Annotated in this window: 15 protein-coding genes and 1 other RNA gene; 4 read left to right on the top strand and 12 right to left on the bottom strand. The window is 54.4% G+C overall.

Annotation, left to right across the window (positions count from 1 at the left end; genetic code table 11):
• Nucleotides 1-10 precede the first annotated feature (10 nt).
• From sufB to GNG26_RS09350, 8 genes are all read right to left on the bottom strand, one after another.
• On the bottom strand, nt 11-1,498 hold the full coding sequence (sufB, locus tag GNG26_RS09385; RefSeq protein WP_114387292.1) for a Fe-S cluster assembly protein SufB: 1,488 nt from the start codon (nt 1,496-1,498) through the stop codon (nt 11-13).
• 8 nt (nt 1,499-1,506) lie between these two features.
• Nucleotides 1,507-1,875 carry a Fe-S cluster assembly scaffold SufA gene (sufA, locus tag GNG26_RS09380; protein ID WP_156238500.1) on the bottom strand — a complete coding sequence of 123 codons (369 nt, stop codon included), beginning with the start codon at nt 1,873-1,875 and terminating at the stop codon, nt 1,507-1,509.
• Between the two features lie 316 nt (nt 1,876-2,191).
• Nucleotides 2,192-2,722: a helix-turn-helix transcriptional regulator gene (locus GNG26_RS09375; protein WP_197080141.1), complete on the bottom strand. Its 531-nt coding sequence runs from the start codon at nt 2,720-2,722 to the stop codon at nt 2,192-2,194.
• 127 nt (nt 2,723-2,849) lie between these two features.
• On the bottom strand, nt 2,850-3,362 hold the full coding sequence (locus GNG26_RS09370; RefSeq protein ID WP_156238498.1) for a fimbrial protein: 513 nt from the start codon (nt 3,360-3,362) through the stop codon (nt 2,850-2,852).
• Nucleotides 3,363-3,375: 13 nt separating this feature from the next.
• Nucleotides 3,376-4,383, bottom strand: coding sequence for a fimbrial protein (locus tag GNG26_RS09365; RefSeq protein WP_156238497.1), 1,008 nt, complete (start codon nt 4,381-4,383; stop codon nt 3,376-3,378).
• 24 nt (nt 4,384-4,407) lie between these two features.
• Nucleotides 4,408-6,915, bottom strand: a complete 2,508-nt coding sequence (locus tag GNG26_RS09360) for a fimbria/pilus outer membrane usher protein (protein WP_156238496.1) — start codon at nt 6,913-6,915, stop codon at nt 4,408-4,410.
• 42 nt (nt 6,916-6,957) lie between these two features.
• Nucleotides 6,958-7,635, bottom strand: coding sequence for a molecular chaperone (locus GNG26_RS09355; protein ID WP_156238495.1), 678 nt, complete (start codon nt 7,633-7,635; stop codon nt 6,958-6,960).
• A 59-nt stretch (nt 7,636-7,694) separates the two neighbouring features.
• Nucleotides 7,695-8,219, bottom strand: coding sequence for a fimbrial protein (locus tag GNG26_RS09350; RefSeq protein ID WP_156238494.1), 525 nt, complete (start codon nt 8,217-8,219; stop codon nt 7,695-7,697).
• A 502-nt stretch (nt 8,220-8,721) separates the two neighbouring features.
• Here GNG26_RS09350 and GNG26_RS09345 point away from each other — a divergent pair.
• Both GNG26_RS09345 and GNG26_RS09340 read left to right on the top strand, forming a co-directional pair.
• Nucleotides 8,722-9,381, top strand: coding sequence for a helix-turn-helix domain-containing protein (locus tag GNG26_RS09345; protein ID WP_156238493.1), 660 nt, complete (start codon nt 8,722-8,724; stop codon nt 9,379-9,381).
• 85 nt (nt 9,382-9,466) lie between these two features.
• Nucleotides 9,467-10,108, top strand: a complete 642-nt coding sequence (locus GNG26_RS09340) for a winged helix-turn-helix transcriptional regulator (protein ID WP_156238492.1) — start codon at nt 9,467-9,469, stop codon at nt 10,106-10,108.
• 446 nt (nt 10,109-10,554) lie between these two features.
• On the opposite strand, the gene menI is transcribed toward GNG26_RS09340, so the two are convergent.
• On the bottom strand, nt 10,555-10,965 hold the full coding sequence (menI, locus tag GNG26_RS09335) for a 1,4-dihydroxy-2-naphthoyl-CoA hydrolase (protein ID WP_156238491.1): 411 nt from the start codon (nt 10,963-10,965) through the stop codon (nt 10,555-10,557).
• Nucleotides 10,962-14,018: an FAD-binding and (Fe-S)-binding domain-containing protein gene (locus GNG26_RS09330; RefSeq protein ID WP_156238490.1), complete on the bottom strand. Its 3,057-nt coding sequence runs from the start codon at nt 14,016-14,018 to the stop codon at nt 10,962-10,964. The genes menI and GNG26_RS09330 overlap by 4 nt, the downstream gene beginning before the upstream one ends.
• A 206-nt stretch (nt 14,019-14,224) precedes the next feature.
• On the opposite strand from GNG26_RS09330, the gene ydiK reads away from it, so the two are divergent.
• Together ydiK and rprA are read left to right on the top strand one after the other, a co-directional pair.
• The gene (gene ydiK / locus GNG26_RS09325) at nt 14,225-15,337 is read left to right on the top strand and encodes an AI-2E family transporter YdiK (RefSeq protein ID WP_114315220.1); all 1,113 of its coding nucleotides are present in this window, start codon (nt 14,225-14,227) and stop codon (nt 15,335-15,337) included.
• A gap of 188 nt (nt 15,338-15,525) precedes the next feature.
• Nucleotides 15,526-15,636: antisense sRNA RprA (gene rprA / locus GNG26_RS09320), an RNA gene on the top strand.
• Nucleotides 15,637-16,100: 464 nt separating this feature from the next.
• Here the strand turns inward: rprA and GNG26_RS09315 are convergent.
• Nucleotides 16,101-16,595, bottom strand: a complete 495-nt coding sequence (locus GNG26_RS09315; RefSeq protein WP_156238489.1) for a hypothetical protein — start codon at nt 16,593-16,595, stop codon at nt 16,101-16,103.
• Nucleotides 16,596-17,043: 448 nt separating this feature from the next.
• Entirely contained in the window at nt 17,044-19,419 is a 2,376-nt protein-coding gene (locus GNG26_RS09310; protein WP_156238488.1) for a glycoside hydrolase family 3 N-terminal domain-containing protein, read from the bottom strand.
• Nucleotides 19,420-19,422: the final 3 nt, after the last annotated feature.

The raw sequence follows: 19,422 nt of genomic DNA, 5'->3' as shown, positions 1-19,422 counted from the left end.
TCCTTAATCCTTAACCGACGCTGTGTTCAAGGCTAATCGCCAGTAATTTTTGTGCTTCCACGGCAAACTCCAGCGGCAGTTCAGAGAACACATCCTTACAGAAACCATTCACAATCATCGAGATGGCATCCTCTTCGCTGATGCCGCGCTGCAGGCAGTAGAAGAGCTGATCTTCACCAATCCGCGAGGTTGTCGCTTCGTGTTCCAGCTGGGCGCTGTTGTTACGGCACTCAACATACGGGAAGGTATGCGCCCCGCAGTCCGGGCCAATCAGCATGGAGTCGCACTGGGTAAAGTTACGGGCGTTGGTGGCCGTCGGCATGATTTTGACTAAGCCGCGATAGCTGTTCTGGCTCTGCCCTGCGGAGATCCCTTTCGAAATGATGGTCGACCGGGTGTTTTTGCCGATGTGGATCATCTTGGTGCCGGTATCGGCCTGCTGATGCCCGCTGGTCAGCGCCACGGAGTAGAACTCACCGATGGAGTTATCCCCGCGCAGGATGCAGCTCGGGTACTTCCAGGTGATGGCGGAGCCGGTTTCCGACTGGGTCCACGACATTTTGCTGTTGTCGCCTTCGCACAGGGCGCGCTTGGTGACGAAGTTCAGGATGCCGCCGGTGTTGTTATCCCCCGGGAACCAGTTCTGCACCGTGGAGTACTTCACCTCGGCGTCTTTATGGATGATCACCTCCACCACTGCCGCGTGCAGCTGATAGCTGTCGCGCACCGGAGCGGAACAGCCCTCGATATAGCTGACGTAGCTCCCCTCATCGGCGACGAGGATGGTGCGTTCAAACTGACCCGTTTTCTCGGCGTTGATACGGAAATAGGTGGAGAGCTCCATCGGGCAGCGTACGCCTTTCGGCACGTAGATAAAGGTGCCGTCAGAGGCCACCGCCGCATTCAGGGCGGCAAAGAAGTTATCATTGCCCGGCACCACGGTGCCAAGATATTTCTTCACCAGCTCAGGGTGATCGTGGATAGCCTCCCCGAAGGAGCAGAAGATGATCCCCTGCTCGCCCAGTTTTTCCCGGTAGGTGGTGGCGACCGAGACGGAGTCAAAGATGGCGTCCACCGCCACCTCGCGCCCTTCACGCACCGGTACGCCGAGCTGTTCGAACGCCTCTTCCACCTCTTTACTTAAAAAGGCGTTGGCCCCGGTCTGCTGTACCGCACCAGGCTCAGAGGCGCAGGTGTCGTCGCAGTTGCCGCAGGACGGCGCTGAGTAGTAGCTGTAATCCTGATAGTTCAGCTTGTCGTAGTGCGCCTTCAGCCAGTGCGGCTCTTCCATCTCCAGCCAGGCCTTGAACGCATTCAGCCGGAACTCCAGCATCCAGTCGGGTTCGTTACGCTTGGCGGAAATGGCACGAATGACCTCTTCGTTAATCCCTTTTGCCAGCTCGTCGGTCTGCAATTGGGTGAAGAAGCCCTCTTTGTAATTAATGTGGCCGCCGGACCAGGTGTTGACGTCGTCAGTTGCTTCAGTATGTCGAGACATAATACCGCCTATACCCCAAAACTTTCGCCGCAGCCGCATTCGTTCTGGGCTTTCGGGTTATTGAATTTGAATAACTGGTTTAAGCCTTCGCGCACGTAATCCACTTCCGTACCGTCAATGAACGGCATCGCCTGGAGCGGCACATAGAGCCGGGCGCCGTCATGTTCAAAAACCAGATCGTCTTTTTCCGGCTGGCTGACGGTGGTGAGGACATAGCCGAAACCGGCGCAGCCGGTCTGTTTCACCCCTAACCGCACGCCGAGCATACCTGCCTGTTTGCTCATCAGCTCGCGAATGTGCGCCGCTGCGGCAGGGGTCAGCGATAATCCACGCCATGCAAAATCTGTTGGATCAAACGTTTCTGAATGCTGTTCCATAAGTCCACCTCATGTATTGCGCCCTCTGGGCATAACACCATGTTAGTGATAATGATTATCACTTCAACCCCTCACTTGCAGGGTCATTCGGCTTAACCGCCCTTTTTGAATACTTTTATTAAGCATAGACCCTGATGACGGGCTTAACAGGCCTGACGGAGATTGTTTAATCGGTTGATAATATTGGAAATTACAAGAGGAAATCGGTGGAAATGGTCAAAAGCTAAAATATGTATAGAAAATGCCTATTTTTGGGATAGCCAGACAGGTAAGACGCCCGCGCAGGCGGGCATCTTTCAGAGCGTCACAGGAACAATCAGGCTTTCAGACATTCACGCAGCAGGTTTATTTGCATATTTTTGTCCCGCATTCGGGTCAGCAATGCCTGCAGATGGTGATCGCTCTCCAGCTGGAATTTTTGCATGACATCATACTTGTGGGCATACACCGTTTTGCTGTCGATCTTCAGCTTTTGTGCAATAGCGGGCGTCGAGAGCCCCTGGTACAGGCTCGCCATAATCACCGTCTGCCGCGGAGATAAAGTCCGGTGCTGACACTCGGCGCAGACGGGGTTAACCCTGATCTCTTCGTGGCGCTGCAGGGTGTGCCAGGCCGAACTGAATACCCGATAAAAATCGCTCAACGGCGCATCCCGCGACACGAAAATCATCTCCTGAAAACAGGCCGGTAATGTCTCTTTACTGTAGTGTTCGCCATTGACCAGACCAATCATCACCCCTTTCCTGCGCGCCAGTAATTCTGGCGTACAGATAAAGGGCTCTCCCCGGCAGAGTGACAGCACCATGAGATCGGCGTTGCTAATATACTCTCGGGTAAATTCCGTCATAAACTCTATTTCACACCCGAATTGCGTCCCGAAGAGATCGACAATCAATTTTTTCAGCGCATAACAGTAAAGTGTCTCTGTCTCATTAATAAGCACGTTGACCATCGTCGGTATTTCCCTCACTCGTTCAGTTGTATTCCAGTGTCGCGACCACGGCGACGCTGATAGTTCCAGGCGTGACGCCACCGGTAGCGGAATAGGTAATGGCCTGCAAATTCATGGTTGCAGTACGATCGTCGCCAATATTTTGAGTCATGCGGCTCCCCGGACCTTTTAAATTCCCCGTACCGGTTTCAATTATGCCCAGCGCGATATTTGTGGCGGTGCCGCTGTTCCTGTAATAGTGCGCTCCGGCCACGGGATCTGCCGTCCCGGTTAAGCTGACCGTCACACTCTGGGTAGCCGCCGGACATTGGGTGAAGTTGAGCGAAAAAGGCACAGGCGTGGAGGATGACGCTGGCGTAGCCATATTCTTCGCCTGCATATTTCCCAGATTGACATTCACACTCGAATTTCCGCCATTAAAAATACAGGGAGAGGCGACAATCCTCCCTTTTACTGAGACGCTTACCGCATCCGTCGCCAACGCTGCAGCGGTGTACAGCCAGATGATCGCTATCCCGATAATATTCAGCCTCATCGATCGTTTCCTTTTACTGATAGGTGAGGATCAGGGTGGCACTGGCATTCGCGGTTCCGGTGCTTACTGAGGTTTTGGTTTGATAGTAACGGGCGGTGATCGGCATACTCTCCTGACCGCCACTCGTCTGTTTAAGGGCAATCGTGCTGTTTAAAACCAGCGGCTCGCCGTTATAAAGCAGCTGGACACCTACGCCGTCAGCTACGTCCGCCGAGCCCTGGCCGGTTAAGGCCAGCACGCTGTTGTTACTGAGTCCGGGGTACTGAATGCCGTTCAGCGTGACGTTAATTTTCGCCCCAGCGTCGCAGTTCAGGCCGAGGTTTTGCGTGTTTTGTCCCCCCTCAGGGAGGGTGCCGACCGTATCGCCGAAACGGCTTACCGGCACGTCGCCGAGAAGGAATACCAGATTTGGCGTGGTGATGGCGCAGGCTACCTGTGTAATCGAACCGGTTCCGGCATAGACGGGCACATCCGGTGCCGCCGTGCCGCCCCGATATTGCTCTGTCCAGGCGACAAAGGAGGCCAGTAGTCCGTTCACAGAACCCGACGTAATATCGCCGGTTTTCCAGAACTGAATAATCGGCTGGAAATTGCTGGCGTGTACTTCATTAGCGTTCGAGCTCCAGGAGGCGCTGAAAAGATCGGCCCCTAACCAGGTGGTTCCATTAAAACTGGCGCTCCCGGCGGTGGTTTTTTCATAATATCCCACGGAGACCCCGACGCCTGGCAATCCGGTTTGATATACCCGGCGACCGTTGGCGGTGGTGAACGCATAAGCCAGTCCCCCGCTCTTCATGCCTGCGGTTGAACCTTCATTCCCCGTTGGCGTACAGCTATAGGTCAGCGCCAGGGAGCCATAAATTTCGTTGCTGATCGCCTGCCCGACCGGGAGATCGCGCTGAACGATAATATTGCCGTAATTAACGCTATACGGGGCACCGATATAGGTGTAATCACATCCATAGCCGTACAGTGGAAAGAGTATTCCCGCCAGGATGAATAGGCACCTGATAATAGACATGTCGAGTCATCCACAATCATTCAATTAATGGCAAACCACATCCGCACGAATTATCTCGCCGGGAGGTTGTTGGGTATTAAGGATGTAGTGAGCCTGGCAACGCTGTTGTGCCGCCTCGCCCCACTTCACCGTTAATTTCACATCCGGCTGCAAACCGGTTAAATAGACCTGGCCGCCGTCACCCACGATGAAACCTGTGTTTTGCGCTCCGTTCACCGTCGCGATAGCGCCGAAAGGCACCGGCTGACCATTTTGTCGGGTGAGCGTCATCAGGATCCGCAGCCCGACGCTGGCGACATAGCTGGCGCGCACAATCGCGCCCCGGGTCGGGATCACGGTCTGTACCGTCTGTTCCAGCTCAACATCGTCAGGCAGGGTATCGGTCAACAACGAAACGTCATTTTTCCGGTAGGGTGTCATGTTGCTGCAGAGGGTATAACCGCGGTAATCGGTTTTCGTCCCGGACTGGTTTTGTATCCCTACCCCTGCCGCGCCGGGCGCTTTTATCAGCACGTTGGTTTCGCCGAGCGTCTGAGAAAAGGTCACGCCGTCGGCATGGGCGACCACGCTCCCCTGGAGGGCATAATTCAGCCGGTCGCTGTACTGATCGTAACTGTAACCCGCCGTCACCTCACCATAAGTGCCTTTGTAATCACCGTTTATATTGCCGGTATAGCCGACGTTATCCGTGCTGTAACCCTGCTGCACATTCCAGCTCAGGGCATTGTTTTCCAGCCCCGTGCCGTTCATCCCCAGGCTGTGGAGGGTGCCGCTGTTTTTACTGGCGCTCATACCGTAATTCACCCAGGTTTGCGGCAGGAAGGCTCCCAGCGGAACGCTGATATTCAAGGCCACCATCTGCTCTTTGGCATCACCACGCGTGCCGTCGCTGCCGCTTTTACTCCGGGTATAGGTCAGCCCGTAGCTGACGCTCTGCCAGAAATTGTTATAGCCCAGGCTCCATGAGATCTTTGGTTGCCTGATATCCCAGTAATCTTCCCTTACGGCACTTAACATCAGCGAGCCCAGGTGGTTGCCAAGCGTCTGGCTCAGGGTTAACTCGGCGCGATTACGGCGCCTGTCGTTGAGCGCGCTGTCGCTGCCATAGGTGTCCAGCACCTCCTGCATCCCGTAATAACCCCGCGTGGCGTAGCGGTAGCCCGCAATGGCAACATGGGTCCCGCTGTTGACAAAATTCTTGCTGTAGCGCATCCGCCATGACTGGCCGTTCAATTTTGCGCGATCCTGCGGAGTAGACCAGGCCTGGGTGACGTCTGCCGAAAAGGCACCGAAATCGCCCATATTTTTTCCCATTCCAGCGGCCAGCGACTGGTATTTACTCGCCCCCTGAAATCCGCCGTACAGGGTCAGGCCATACGGAATACCGTAGATGCCGGTGAACTGGCTGAACGGAGTTTTATCCACGCGATGATCCCATGAGCGATATTGCCCGCCGGTGACGGCGTACTTCAGCTGTCCTTCACGCTGCAATACCGGGAGTGAGGCAAACGGCACGGTAAAATGCTGTTCGCTGCCGTCGGCCTCTTTAATAGTGACCTCGAGATCCCCTGCGCCGCCGGTCGGGTACATATCGGTAATTTCAAAGGCGCCCGGTGCGATGTAGTTCTGGTAAATCTGATAGCCGTTCTGGCGAATAATGATCTGCGCGTTGGTCCTTGCAATACCGCGCACCACTGGCGCATAGCCCCTGAGCGAATCCGGCAGCATGTCATCGTCTGAAGCGAGTTGTCCGCCGCGAAAAGGCATGCTGTCAAACACATCTGCCGGTGACGCGCTGTCCCCGAGCGTCAGCTGGGCTTTCAGCGGGACAATGCCCCTTCGGGCATAGGTATAAACGTTATCCCACTGCGTCTGACCTTCGCTGCCCCGTGACCAGGTCGTGTAGTTTCGCAATCGCCACGGACCGATATTCAAACCCGGCCGCAGGTTGGCGTACTGACTGCTGTCGCTGCCGCCGTTTTTGTTCATAATGCTTGCACCGCTGAGCGAGTAGTTGAGCATGGCGGCGGTGATCCCCTCATCCCAGAGCGCAGGCTGAACAAAGCCTCTGGCCTGTATCGTCAGCGCGGCCTGTGGAACGCTGATGGCAAGGCGCTGGCTGGCAAACTGAAAATCGGTGCTGGCCTGAGGGATAGCCGCCAGATGCGCGCACGGCGAGCCTGGCTGACTGAGCCCCGGAAAGCGCTCGGTTTTAACCCCCCATTGACGCAACTGGTCGACGCTGAGACAGGGCTCAAGGCGCGACTCACCCTCACTGTCTGTCACCTTATGAAACGTAACGTCCTGGGTGTCCGTCAGCTGACCATCAAGAACAATATCAACATGATAAACACCTGCAGCCTGAGAACCTGTTTCAAAGCCATTCAGATCGGCTCTGTCGAGCCCCGGATTATCGAGTTCAATCAGTTCGGGGTTAAAAAATTCGCGCGCCTGAATTTTATTTACCTCACCGGCCAGGACAACGGTAATAACCCCTGCCAGCCAGGTGGCTTTATTTCCGCTGATTTCCATCTTAATACTGCTCCATGAATATCACCTGCAACCTTTTAGCGGTCACAGGTTTGCTGTATGTGCGTCCCCTGTGCCGCCAAAATCATTAATCAATTTAAAGACCACGGCGCTGCCCATAGTTTGTGCGGGAAGGAAAATTGCCGTTTGTCCATGAGGCAATATCCAGGTTGCCTCTGGTACTTTTTTACCTCCAACAGTAATTTCATTAAAATTCATCACATAATCAGTGGGGTTAACGATCTCAATTTTATTGCCGTTACGTCGCCAGATTAATTTATCCGCCTGTTCCTCTGGTGTTGAGCGCTTTAAGCCTGCCGGACGGTAAATTAATTTAATTCGCGTTTTCACCGCAATTTGCAGCGAATTCTCGGTGGTCGTTGCCGAGGGGATCGATTTGATATTCAGCCAGAACAGACTCTCGCGGTCCTGTGGCAGTGTCCCGGTTAATACAATCCGCTCAACGTTTTGTTGTCCTTTATCCAGCCGGTAGAGAGGTGGCGTAATGATAAAAGGCGGTTTCGGCGCACTGTCACTCACTCCCTCTATCCACGACTGAACCAGATAAGGTGAGTTATCAGGATTATTGACGTTGATAGCGGCCTCTTTTTTGCTGCCGTCAAATATAAGCCGTGTTCCGCCAATAACGATCCCTGCCTGTGCAGCCGAAACGCCCGTCACAATAAAAAGACTGGCGAGCAGGATTTTGTGAACAAATTTCATTACATACCTCAGTGACAACGGGGCCGTGTTATGGCCCCACCTGATGTCCGGTCAGGTCATTAGTTATAAACAACAGAGAAATTAGCGACCGAGTTTGCCGGACCTGCCGTCACGCTTGACGCTGTCGAAATATACTGCGCGTAGAATTTCAGGGTATTATCCTGGTCGCTGGTCAGTTCATAGTTATAGTTATTCTCGCCATGCAGCGGCAGATCCACTTTATCTGCTGACATCAGATTAATTGCCACGCCCGTTGCCGCACCCGAAACCGCAGTATTAATGGCCAGCAGACTTGGGTTAACGAGATCCGGCGTACCGTCAAAACGAACCTTTGCTGATGTTACGGTATCTGGACAATTTTTTAATATAATATCGAAGCCTTTTGCTGCGGTTCGGTCTCCCATACCCGCGAACTCAGATTTATAAAAATCGCCAATAACTACGGTCTGGTTTTGCGAAGCGACAGCAACGTCGCAGGCAGAATCCAGAATATTTCCGGCAAAGTTAACCGTACCTGCTGCCGCAAAGACAGAAGAAGTGCAGACTGCAGCCAGAGCCGTTAACGCAACAATAGTCTTTTTCATAGAATTATGTCCTTAATAACACTTACCATCACCATTTTTTGGGCAAAAGCATTCCCTAAGGTGTGAATCACCTTTTATTTTTTTATGCCCGTTATGCTGGTTCCTTTTTGTGAGTAAAAGAGGTGCCATCGTAACTTTACATAAAGCGCCCTGGTCAAATTTCACTCACATGGTGCAATTTATATAAAGATTTTCCTGAACTCAAATTATTTCTCGGTCTAGTTTTAGACTTTGCCACTCTTTTTTTTGCCTGCCCTTCAGCGCCGAGATTCAGCCCGGGATGCTCTCACTTTTGTTCTTCAGTGAATAGAATGCCCCGTCTAAGCGTCTGGTCTATTAATAGACCCAGCAAGAAAACATAATCTTATCAAGATGTTAATCATAAACGGACACGACCAGTCTATTTTTAGACCCGAGACTGATATTCCCAGCATCAATAGTTTTTACGATAATCGCGCCCGGTTAAGAATCACCGTTAGTTTCAGTAAGATGAGGTCACCTGATGAATACCCGAATGACGGCGGTAAAGGGCGCTCCCACCACCTCTTCGCTGGCGTTTAAACCTTTTGCAGATATAGAAAAACTGATTGCCCATCTTCGTCCTTTTACCGAGACCGTGACGATAAATAAAGGCGATGTGGTGCACTATTACGATGGGGAGATACGGCAGTGCTGGCTGTTATTAAGTGGCAGCGTAGCCCTGCATCGCCGTGGCGACGGCGTGGTGCTGAATTCTGAATCGGGTCCTTTTATTATTGGTGTTAGCAGTCAGCTATGTTCGGAACATTTATACGCCAGAGCCCTGGAAGATGTTGAGGTGGCGCCCATGCCTCTGGCCTTATTTAATCAGATCGTAGCCAATGAGGGGTTATGGGAACCCTTTTCGCGGCTGCTGATTTATACGGTTTCCCGAATCTATGAACACTGTTCACAGATATCGCAAATGTCCGCGTATGACATTATTCGTCTGCAGTTAGTCGAACTGTTACAGGAGCCTGACTCGGTACGGCTCAACACCACCGCGGCAGCCTATATCAAAAGCCGGACCTATCTGTCCCGAAGCGGGATCATGCGTATCCTGTCGGAGTTACGAACCGGGGGATATATCGCCATGCAGCGGGGGGTACTGATTGATATTCATCATCTGCCGCTGAAATATTGATTAAGGAGCCATAACGCGGAGCCAGGAGGGCGCACAAGCACTATAATAACCCTCATTACGTCAGCCTCATCCAGCAGGTCATTTTATGCCATCGCCAACGACGCCGCCCGGTCAGGCTCAGCGTGGGTCGCCCTGGGCGCAGGAGCTTGTATCCCATCTGCAACCCTACGCGACCCTTCACCACGCCCAACGGGGAGAGCGGTTCGAGCTTTGTATCAATGGTCAGGGTGTCTTTTATCTGATTATTGAGGGCAGCGTGGCGATTTATCGCCGGAGCAACGATATGTTGCTTTCAACCGCCAACAGCCCGGCAATTTTGGGTCTGGCAAACCTGACGGATATCTACTTCGACAACTACTTCAAAACCCTTGAGCCTTGCGTCATTGGTACGCTTGCGACCGATAAAGTCAACGACATCTGTACAGAAAAAGATTTGTGGAGCGTTGTCTCCCGCCACCTGATGTTTGTTTATAACCGACTCTATCACCACGTTATGCCAGTGGGCTCACCCACCGCGTATGAATTAATTCGCCAGCAGTTGCAGGAATTGATGGCCGAAGACGAAAGTTTTCGCGCCAGGATCACCGCTGAAAGGTACATCCGGGATAAAACCCAGCTTTCGCGCAGCGGGGTGATGCGTATTCTGGCCGATCTGAAAGCTGGTGGTTACGTGGAAATGGAAGAGGGTCGACTAATTAGCATCAACAAGCTCCCCGCCAGATACTAGGTAAAACAGCCCACCAGCAGGGTGTTCTCTTTTTGTAGGCGTATTCTGAATATCAGTCGGAAGACTGAGGCGATCGCCGCCGGGTGCGCTATGCTTCGGCAAAAGGGCAACATACGGAGGGGAAATGCTCATTGCACTTGTGACCATCGCCATCGTTGCCGTCGTCATTACCGGTCTGGTTATCCTGTCTGCCATGCAGGACATTAAAAACGATTACTGAATGCGGAAAAAAGAAAGCCCTTAAGACTACCAGAGGTAATCTTAAGGGCTTCTCGCTCCATCCGGCGCTTATCTCCGGCACTCAATATGGCTTAGCTCTTGAAGGAGCATAGGAATAATCTCATAAACCCGGGTGCGCGAATTAACATTTCTTGCGGCCCGCCAGTAAACGTCGGTATTTCAAGGTGATAAAAAATGAAAAAAGGCCGCATTTGCGGCCTTTCGCTTTATATCACCGCGGTAGTCAGCCGCGACGAACAGCATAAACGGTTCTGCTCATCCAGGATCTCAATCTGCCATACCTGATGGCGCGAGCCAGCATGCAACGCGCGACAGACGCCACGTACCCGGCCGCTGCGCACGGAACGAATATGGTTGGCATTCACCTCCAGCCCCACCACCTTCTGCTCTCCTTCGGTACAGAGGTAGCCGGCCACCGAGCCCAGGGTTTCAGCCAGCACCACCGACGCACCACCGTGCAGCAGCCCAAAAGGCTGATGGGTGCGGCTGTCGACCGGCATGGTGGCCTCCAGTTCATCCTCGCCGATGCGGGTAAACTGGATATCCAGCAACCCCAACATATTTCCGTCACTCATGGCGTTTAACGCCTGCAACGTCACCGCACGTTTCCAGATCATCCCATAATCTCCAGTAAGGCCTGCAGCGGATGGCGCACGCCGTTGCCTTCGACGCGTTTGACCTGGCTGCGGCAGGAGTAGCCGGTCGCCAGGCAGCGGTTGCGCGGCAGGCGCTGCATCGCCTGATGCCAGGAAAGCTCGTAGATGCCCAGCGAGTTCGCGTGGTTCACCACCTCGTGTCCGTAAGTTCCGGCCATGCCGCAACAGCCGACGCTAACGCTCTCCAGCTTCGCGCCAAAGCGGGCGAAGATGGCCGCCCATTGTGCTGGCGCGCCCGGCAATGCGGTTACTTCGGTACAGTGTCCGAACAGATACCACGCCTCGCCGCTGGTCTCCTGGGCGGGTTGCGCATCGAGGATCGTCGGCAGCCACTCATGTACCAGCATGACGTGGAAGTCGCCGCGCTTGTCACCGAGGGTCTGTTTGTACTCATCGCGATAGCAGAGCACCAGCGCCGGATCGACCCCGACCATCGGCATACCCAGCTGCGCCACCCGGTTAAGGAAGTCCGAGGTTTTTTGCGCGGTTTTCGCAAAGCGGCTGAGGAAACCTTTGATGTGCTGCGCCTTGCCGTTTGGTGAAAACGGCAGCAGCACCGGCTGGTATCCTAACCGCTCGGCAAGACGAATAAAGTCCGCTACCACCTGGGCATCGTAATAGCTGGTAAAGGGATCCTGCACCACCAGCACCGTTTTCGCTTTTTGCTCCGCGCTCAGCGCCTCAAGCTGCTCAAGGGTCAGGTTGGCAGAGCGGTGGCCGACCATCTGACGCTGCAGGGAGGGCGTGGAGAGCAGCGGCAGGTCGATCATGCCGATATGCTTCTCGGAAAGCTTGCGTACCAGCGGCTGGTTAATAAAGAAGTTGAAGGTGCGCGGCGCGCGGGCCATCAGCGGGGCATAACTCTCTACCGTCGCGACCAGGTGATCGCGCATCGGGCGCAGATAACGGCTGTGATAGAGCTGCAGGAAGCGGGAGCGGAACTCCGGCACGTCGATTTTAATCGGGCACTGGGTAGAGCAGGCTTTACAGGCCAGGCAGCCCGACATCGCCTCTTTCACCTCGTGGGAGAAGTCGTACTCCCCTTTACTCGCATGCCAGCTGTTGCGGGTGCGCTCGACGAGGGTGCGCAGGCTGGCGCGTTTTTCCGGCAATTCTTTCTCCAGCGCCAGCGGATCGACACCACGATCGGCCAGCAGACGCAGCCACTCGCGCACCAGGGTCGCACGCCCTTTCGGGGAGTGGATACGGTTGCTGGTGATCTTCATCGACGGACACATCGGGCTTTTGGCATCGAAGTTAAAGCACAGGCCATTGCCGTTACACTCCATCGCGCCGCGCCAGGAGGCACGCACCGCAATGGGGATCTGGCGATCGTAGGTCCCGCGTTTCACCGCGTCCACCTGCATCATCGGCGCATCGACCCCTTCAGGCGGACAGATTTTACCGGGGTTGAGGCGGTTATCCGGGTCAAAGGCCGCTTTGATTTTGCGCAGCTCGCCATAGAGCTGTTCGCCAAAGAAGGCCGGGCTGTACTCTGCGCGGAAGCCTTTTCCGTGCTCGCCCCACAGCAGACCGCCATATTTGGCGGTGAGCGCCACCACCTCATCGGAGATCTGCTTCATCAGGATCTCCTGCTGCGGATCGCACATATCCAGCGCCGGGCGTACGTGCAGCACCCCGGCATCGACATGGCCAAACATGCCGTAGCTCAGGCCGTGGCTGTCGAGCAGAGCGCGGAACTCAACGATATAGTCCGCCAGGTTCTCCGGCGGCACGCAGGTATCTTCAGCAAACGGAATCGGCTTGGCAGCCCCTTTGGCGTTGCCCAGCAACCCCACCGCTTTTTTACGCATCGCATAGATACGTTCGATGCCAGCGAGATCGTTACACAGCTGCCAGCCAATCACCCCACCTTCGCCCCGGGCGATCAGCTCGTCCAGCCGCTGGCATAAGTCAGCAACCTGGCTTTCGATAAGCGCTGCGTCATCGCCGGCAAACTCAACGATGTTCAGGCCCAGCATCTCTTTATCGGGCACGTCAGCGATAAGCTCGCTGACCGAGTGCCAGACGATATCTTCCCGCGCCAGGTTGAGCACTTTTGAGTCAACGGTCTCAACAGACAGCGCCCGGGCATCCACCATAAACGGCGCATTGCGCAGCGCAGAGTCGAATGAGTTGTACTTTACATTCACCAGGCGGCGCACTTTTGGCAGGCGGGTGATGTCGAGACGCGCCTCAGTGATAAAGGCCAGCGTCCCTTCTGAGCCAGTGAGGATGCGGGTTAAATCGAACTGACTGAGATCGTCATTAAAGACATGACGCAGATCGTAACCGGTCAGGAAGCGGTTCAGTTTCGGGAATTTATCGATAATCAGCTGGCGGTTGTCTCGGCAGCGTTCCAGCACGGTGCGGTAGATGCGCCCGGCGGTGGTGTTGTCCTTGCCGAGCGTTTCGGCAAGCTGAACCGGCACAGGCTGGGTATCAAGAATATCGCCGCCCAGCAGTACCGCCCGCACGCCGAGAACGTGATCGGAGGTTTTACCGTAGACCAGCGAGCCCTGACCGGAGGCGTCGGTATTGATCATCCCGCCGAGAGTAGCGCGGTTACTGGTCGACAGCTCCGGGGCAAAAAAATAGCCGTAAGGTTTCAGAAACTGATTGAGCTGATCCTTGATTACCCCGGCTTCTACCCGCACCCACCCCTCTTCCTGGTTGATCTCGATGATGCGGTTCATGTAGCGGGACATATCGACGACGATCCCCGTGTTAAGCGCCTGGCCGTTGGTGCCAGTGCCGCCGCCGCGAGGGGTGAAAATCAGCGAAGCGAAACGCTCCTGGGAGGCCACACGGGCCAGGAGTGCCACATCAGCGGTAGAACGGGGAAAAACGACTGCATCGGGAAGTAGCTGGTAGATACTGTTGTCGGTCGCCATGGTCAGCCGGTCGGCATAACGTGTGGCGGTATCGCCGGTAAAACCCTGTTGCTCCAGTGCCTGCAAAAAATTCAGCACCAGCTGAACGACGCCGGGTGCCTGAGAAATTTGTGGGATCATTACTGTCGACCCTGCCCAATCTTAAGAGTTGTAGATAATCGTTTGCGTTGTGTCTCACATTTTGTATCACATTTTAAACGTATCCGCCCGACAGAATTACAGGCAGAATCTGCCTGTTAAAAATGGCTGAAATCACTAATGATTGTAGTGATGCGGTTTTATGTTCTCGCCGGTTTGCCGGTGTTCTCAAAAGGTAAATTTCATCTATGGTCAATCGACACCAGCCCAGGGACGTTGCACAAGTTTTGCTGTCGGTGCTGTTTCTGGCAATCATGATTATTGCGTGTCTATGGATTGTTCAACCCTTTATTCTCGGTTTTGCCTGGGCAGGAACGGTGGTTATCGCCACCTGGCCGCTATTTATTCGTCTTGAACGCTTACTGTTTGGCCGCCGGACGCTGGCGGTGCTGGTGATGACGTTACTGCTGGTCCTGCTCTTTGTCATTCCTGTCGCGTTGCTGGTCAATAGCCTGGTTGACGGCAGCGGCCCGCTCATCACCAGTATTACCAGCGGCGATATGACGCTGCCGGAGCTGGCCTGGCTCAACGATATCCCGCTGATTGGCGATAAGCTCTATGCCGGCTGGCATAACCTGCTGGATATGGGCGGCAGCGCAATTATGGCGAAAGTACGGCCCTATATTGGCGCCACCACCACCTGGTTTGTGGGTACCGCCGCGCATCTGGGCCGCTTTGTGGTCCACTGCGTGCTGATGCTGCTGTTCAGCGCCCTGCTCTACTGGCGCGGCGAGCAGGTAGCGCTGGGTGTTCGCCATTTCGCCACCCGTCTGGCCTCGACGCGCGGCGACGCGGCGATGCTGCTGGCGGCGCAGGCCGTGCGTGCCGTGGCGCTAGGTGTGGTGGTGACGGCCCTGGTGCAGTCGGTGCTGGGCGGTGTGGGTCTGGCGATCGCCGGGGTGCCTTACGCCACCCTCTTTACGGTGCTGATGCTGTTAACCTGCCTGATGCAGCTGGGGCCATTGCTGGTTCTGGTCCCGGCGATTGTCTGGCTCTACTGGAGCGGCGATACCACCTGGGGCACCTTCCTGCTGGTGTGGAGCTGCGTGGTGGGCACGATGGATAACGTTATCCGCCCGATTCTGATTCGCATGGGTGCCGACCTGCCGTTGATTCTGATCCTCTCCGGCGTTATCGGGGGGCTGATTGCTTTTGGGATGATCGGCCTGTTTATCGGACCGGTATTGCTGGCCGTCTCCTGGCGACTCTTCTCTGCGTGGGTGCATGAGGTCCCGCTGCCGCCAACCGATCCTGATGTGCTGCTTGCCGCCCTTAACGAAACGGACGAGGTCAAAAAGTAACGCTCCCGTTCTGGTGGGTTCGCCCACCAGAATGTAAAGCACCACTTATCAATTTGATTTCCCTTAAGCGCTGCTAAAGCCTCTCCTGCTCGTAATTCCTTCAATCTACTTCATAAATTCTTCATGCTTCTTAAACTATTGAGACGAATCTGATCGACGCAAAAATTCCCTATGCCTACTATTAGGTCACGGTTATGAATCAACAACACCTTGATTTATAAGCATGGAAATCCCCTGAGTGAAACAACGAATTGCTGTGTGTAGTCTTTGCCCATCTCCCACGATGGGCTTTTTTTTCAGTGAGTTACCGGCTTCGTAGAGCATTAGTGTCAAACCGTTTGAAGTATAAAGAGACTGCTCTTCCTCTCCCCTTATAAATCAACCGCTTAATATATGTGTCATTTCGAAGCGTGTGAAACGCACTGGTTCTTGCTTGCGAATAGTCATCAAGCCTGAAACCATAGCGCACCCACTCTTAGAAGCGGGAGTGGCCCATTTTTGCCTTTTCGCCTGTACTAAGCTGAACTCTGCTTCTGTCATGCTGTTGGCTTAGATGCCCAGCCTGCATCGTTCGTTAAGGTGCGTGTCCAACTTCTCCGGAATGGTGAAAACCCATCCAAACTTCTCAGCGGTTTCTTTGCATTCTTCTAAAAGCTCTGCCCTTCAATATCACGTTGCGATAACACGCGGCCTGCTCGTCCTCTATCCATTGCTCTGAGAATTACCTCTCCCTACCGCATTTAATTCAGAATTGAACTTCAAATTAACCCTGCTTGTTATTTATAGTGTTGTTAATCGTGACAGGTGTTACTGGCACTTCACCCAAAGCCCTTACATGCTGAAAATCATTAGCGTTCTGCTCAGGGTGGTTAGGATCTTTCATAGTAACCAGTGTTATCTGCTTATCAAGTTCACGGCTTGCCCCGTCAAAGTGGTCTACACCAATTCCAATTAAACCACCGAACAGAATATTGCCCCACATCCAGCCATTACTACTATCATTTATATCGCCTCGAGTAACAGGACTTGTTTCTGTTCTTCTTACTTCTACGTGATAAGGCGCATCACCACGTTTTAAATTAACGGTAGTAGGAGCGATACCTTTAGCGACTTCCATTCCATCAGCATTCCTGACACTAAATAACGCAGGTGCATCAGTGTTAATTGCTACTTTTTGTTTGGTTCCATCGACAATAGTACAGCAAGCAGATAAAGACACAGCACAAATACAAGCCACAGCCACGGCTTTAAGTTTCATTAAATATGTTTCCTGACAAAAAATTAGAAGAATCTTGCTACCATCATTAGTTATTATTCACTGACATCACTCCATCTTCTCAGCAACAAGTTTGACCGTTATCATTCTGTTATCAATTTTCATCGTTGCTGAAGGAATTCCTGATCCTGAAACGAGATGTGTCTTGCTCAATTCAGCCCGCAGAACGTTGCACGAGCAAACTATCAAGAATAAATTTTAGACATTCTATTAACAATAAACAGGCCCTTTCGAATTAAGTGCCGCCAATAATTGCGTAATATTTGAGCGCAATCTATTTTGCGGCACAGGGCTTATTTCAGGCGCGTAAGATTATTCCTATACGAACCGTTTTTATGAGGGATTAGTGCTATTCAAGGAAAAAAGAGGATTTTTTTAATCACTTAATTTGAGCTTACCCTGATTAAGAACCAAGGTAAGCTCACTTACGTTATAACTGGCTTACTGAGCATCTGCTAAGCATCTTCCACTCACCCGTCAGCACCCGCGTTTGACCGGTCACGTTCACCGTCACCACCTCGCGAATATCCGCCGATGATGCCCCAACCTGCAGCTCAAACTCACCCGGTTCGACAACGCGTTTGCCGTCCCGCCGCGTAAAGTTGAAGAGATCAACTGGCAGCGTGAAGGTGAGCGTGGCGCTTTCACCCGGAGACAGGGTGACGCGCTGGAAGGCTTTTAGCTCCTGCAACGGCCGCACCTGGCTGGCAACTTTATCCCGGACGTAAACCTGGACCACTTCGCTCCCGCTGCGCTCGCCGCTGTTTTTCACGTCGATGCTCAGCGTCACTTCGCCGTCGACGGGCACACTGCTCTCAGCCAGCCGTGCGGCTCCCCAGCTGAAGGTCGTCCAGCCCAGGCCATAGCCAAAGGGATAGCGAGCCCCAAAGTGGAAGGCGAACGGCGTACCGCCGCTTTTCAGCTTGTGGTTGTAGTAGAAAGGCATTGCCCCCGCGCTTTTCGGTACGCTGACCACCAGCCTGCCCTGTGGCTCTGTCCGCCCGGTCAGTACGTCGGCAATGGCCCAGCCGCCTTCCTGACCCGGCGCCCAGGCCATCATCAGGGCCGCTACGCGATCTTCCAGCCCCTGCAGGTTATATGGCCGCCCTCCCGTCATCACCACGATCACTGGTTTGCCGGTCGCCACCAGCGCCTCCAGCAACTGCTGCTGAACGCCGGGCAGATTCAGGCTGTCCGTATCCGAACCTTCACCCACGGTGCCGCTCTGGAACAGGCCCGCCAGGTCCCCCACGCATGCCACTACCACATCGCTGTCGTTGGCGACCCGCACGGCTTGCGGGATGAGGTGGGTATCCTGCGAAACCGGTGACTGCTGCATCGGTTTGCCGCTGCTGTCCCCCGGGAAAACCGGGGCCCCCGCCATACGTTTTTCGATGATATGACATCCTTGCGCATACTGAACGTGGGCCTCGCCCAGGTAGTGTTTCAGCGCCTGCAGCGGGGTGGTCACCTGGGCGGTCTCTTCCACCATGTCACTGATGATCAAATGGACCGGGAAGCTGTAGCCGCTTAATAGCGCCAGCGGATCGTCCGCCGTGGGCCCAACCACCGCCACGCGAGGTTTACCGGAGAGAGGCAGAACGCCGCGGTTCTCCAGCAGAGTGAGCGAGCGCGTCGCCACCTCGCGGGCCACCCGGCGAGTCTCGTCACTTTGCAGATCGATGGCATTTTCGTCGGCATACGGATGTTCAAAGAGACCAAGGCGGAATTTTTCGGTCAGCACGCGGGCAACGATCTCATCCACTTTCTCCATGGTGATCAGGCCCCGCTCCACCGCCCCGGCCAGATGTCGGGCACAGTCATCTTTTGGCAGTTCGACGTCCAGCCCGGCGTTAAAGGCCAGTGCGGCCGATTCGGCTGCATCGTGGGACACCCCATGATGCTGATGCAACAGACTCACACCGCCGTAATCCGCCACGATGATGCCGTCAAAGCCCCACTGCTCTCGTAGCACGGTGGTGAGCAGGAAATGGTCGCTGTGGCCGGGTTGATTATCAATATCGTGATAAGCCGGCATCACTGATCCGGCATTCGCCAGCTTCACCGCCATCTCAAAAGGCAGCAGGAAAGTGTCGTTGAGTTCGCTGAAACCAAGATGAACCGGGGCGTGGTTGCGCGCCCCTTCGCTAAAGGAGTGGCCAACATAGTGCTTGAGGGTCGCCAGCAGATCGCGTTTATCGCCCTGCAAGCCTTTCACATATGCTGTTGCCATGACACCCACCAGCCACGGATCCTCGCCAAAGGTCTCTTCTGTACGCCCCCAGCGTACGTCGCGGGAGACGTCCAGCACCGGTGCCAGCCCCTGTTGGCAGCCAACCGAGCGGGCCTCTTTACCTATCTGTTCAGCGGCACGCTGCACCAGCTCCGGATCCCAGGTTGAACCGTAATTCAGCGAGGAGGGAAACAGGGTGGCGTCTTTACACAGCAGCCCCACCAGGCACTCTTCGTGGAACAGCGCCGGTATACCGAGCCGCGTCTCCTCCATCATCATGCGTTGCAGACGGTTAGCGGCACGCACGCCGGTTCTGGCATCAACGATGTGGGTGCCCAGCGGACGGGTGATCTGCCCGACGCCCAGCTTCAGGCGTTCGCTCAGGGCGGCCTGTTCACTTACACCGGCAAATTCATCGCTTAAATCGCTACGCTCACGGTGATTGCCGTTCTCATCGAGGATCAGCCAGTAGGCGTGCATCTGGGCAAATTTCTCTTCCGGGGACATGCGCGCCAGTAAGTCGGCGACGCGCTCCTGCACGGGACGGCCCGCATCCTTGTAAATAGCAGTCATCAG

Source organism: Leclercia sp. J807 (assembly GCF_009734465.1).
GTDB lineage: Bacteria > Pseudomonadota > Gammaproteobacteria > Enterobacterales > Enterobacteriaceae > Enterobacter.
The sequence above is the reverse complement of the archived record's forward strand: the minus strand, read 5'-3'. Positions and strand labels throughout refer to the sequence as shown.

What these genes read in the sequence shown, in the direction of transcription:
- GNG26_RS09330 (WP_156238490.1), bottom strand. Translation starts at nt 14,018, where the DNA reads ATGATCCCACAAATTTCTCAGGCACCCGGCGTCGTTCAGCTGGTGCTG.
- GNG26_RS09350 (WP_156238494.1), bottom strand. Translation starts at nt 8,219, where the DNA reads ATGAAAAAGACTATTGTTGCGTTAACGGCTCTGGCTGCAGTCTGCACT.
- GNG26_RS09355 (WP_156238495.1), bottom strand. Translation starts at nt 7,635, where the DNA reads ATGAAATTTGTTCACAAAATCCTGCTCGCCAGTCTTTTTATTGTGACG.
- GNG26_RS09365 (WP_156238497.1), bottom strand. Translation starts at nt 4,383, where the DNA reads ATGTCTATTATCAGGTGCCTATTCATCCTGGCGGGAATACTCTTTCCA.
- GNG26_RS09310 (WP_156238488.1), bottom strand. Translation starts at nt 19,419, where the DNA reads ATGACTGCTATTTACAAGGATGCGGGCCGTCCCGTGCAGGAGCGCGTC.
- GNG26_RS09315 (WP_156238489.1), bottom strand. Translation starts at nt 16,595, where the DNA reads ATGAAACTTAAAGCCGTGGCTGTGGCTTGTATTTGTGCTGTGTCTTTA.
- ydiK (WP_114315220.1), top strand. Translation starts at nt 14,225, where the DNA reads ATGGTCAATCGACACCAGCCCAGGGACGTTGCACAAGTTTTGCTGTCG.
- GNG26_RS09375 (WP_197080141.1), bottom strand. Translation starts at nt 2,722, where the DNA reads ATGACGGAATTTACCCGAGAGTATATTAGCAACGCCGATCTCATGGTG.
- GNG26_RS09370 (WP_156238498.1), bottom strand. Translation starts at nt 3,362, where the DNA reads ATGAGGCTGAATATTATCGGGATAGCGATCATCTGGCTGTACACCGCT.
- GNG26_RS09360 (WP_156238496.1), bottom strand. Translation starts at nt 6,915, where the DNA reads ATGGAAATCAGCGGAAATAAAGCCACCTGGCTGGCAGGGGTTATTACC.
- GNG26_RS09340 (WP_156238492.1), top strand. Translation starts at nt 9,467, where the DNA reads ATGCCATCGCCAACGACGCCGCCCGGTCAGGCTCAGCGTGGGTCGCCC.
- menI (WP_156238491.1), bottom strand. Translation starts at nt 10,965, where the DNA reads ATGATCTGGAAACGTGCGGTGACGTTGCAGGCGTTAAACGCCATGAGT.
- sufA (WP_156238500.1), bottom strand. Translation starts at nt 1,875, where the DNA reads ATGGAACAGCATTCAGAAACGTTTGATCCAACAGATTTTGCATGGCGT.
- sufB (WP_114387292.1), bottom strand. Translation starts at nt 1,498, where the DNA reads ATGTCTCGACATACTGAAGCAACTGACGACGTCAACACCTGGTCCGGC.
- GNG26_RS09345 (WP_156238493.1), top strand. Translation starts at nt 8,722, where the DNA reads ATGAATACCCGAATGACGGCGGTAAAGGGCGCTCCCACCACCTCTTCG.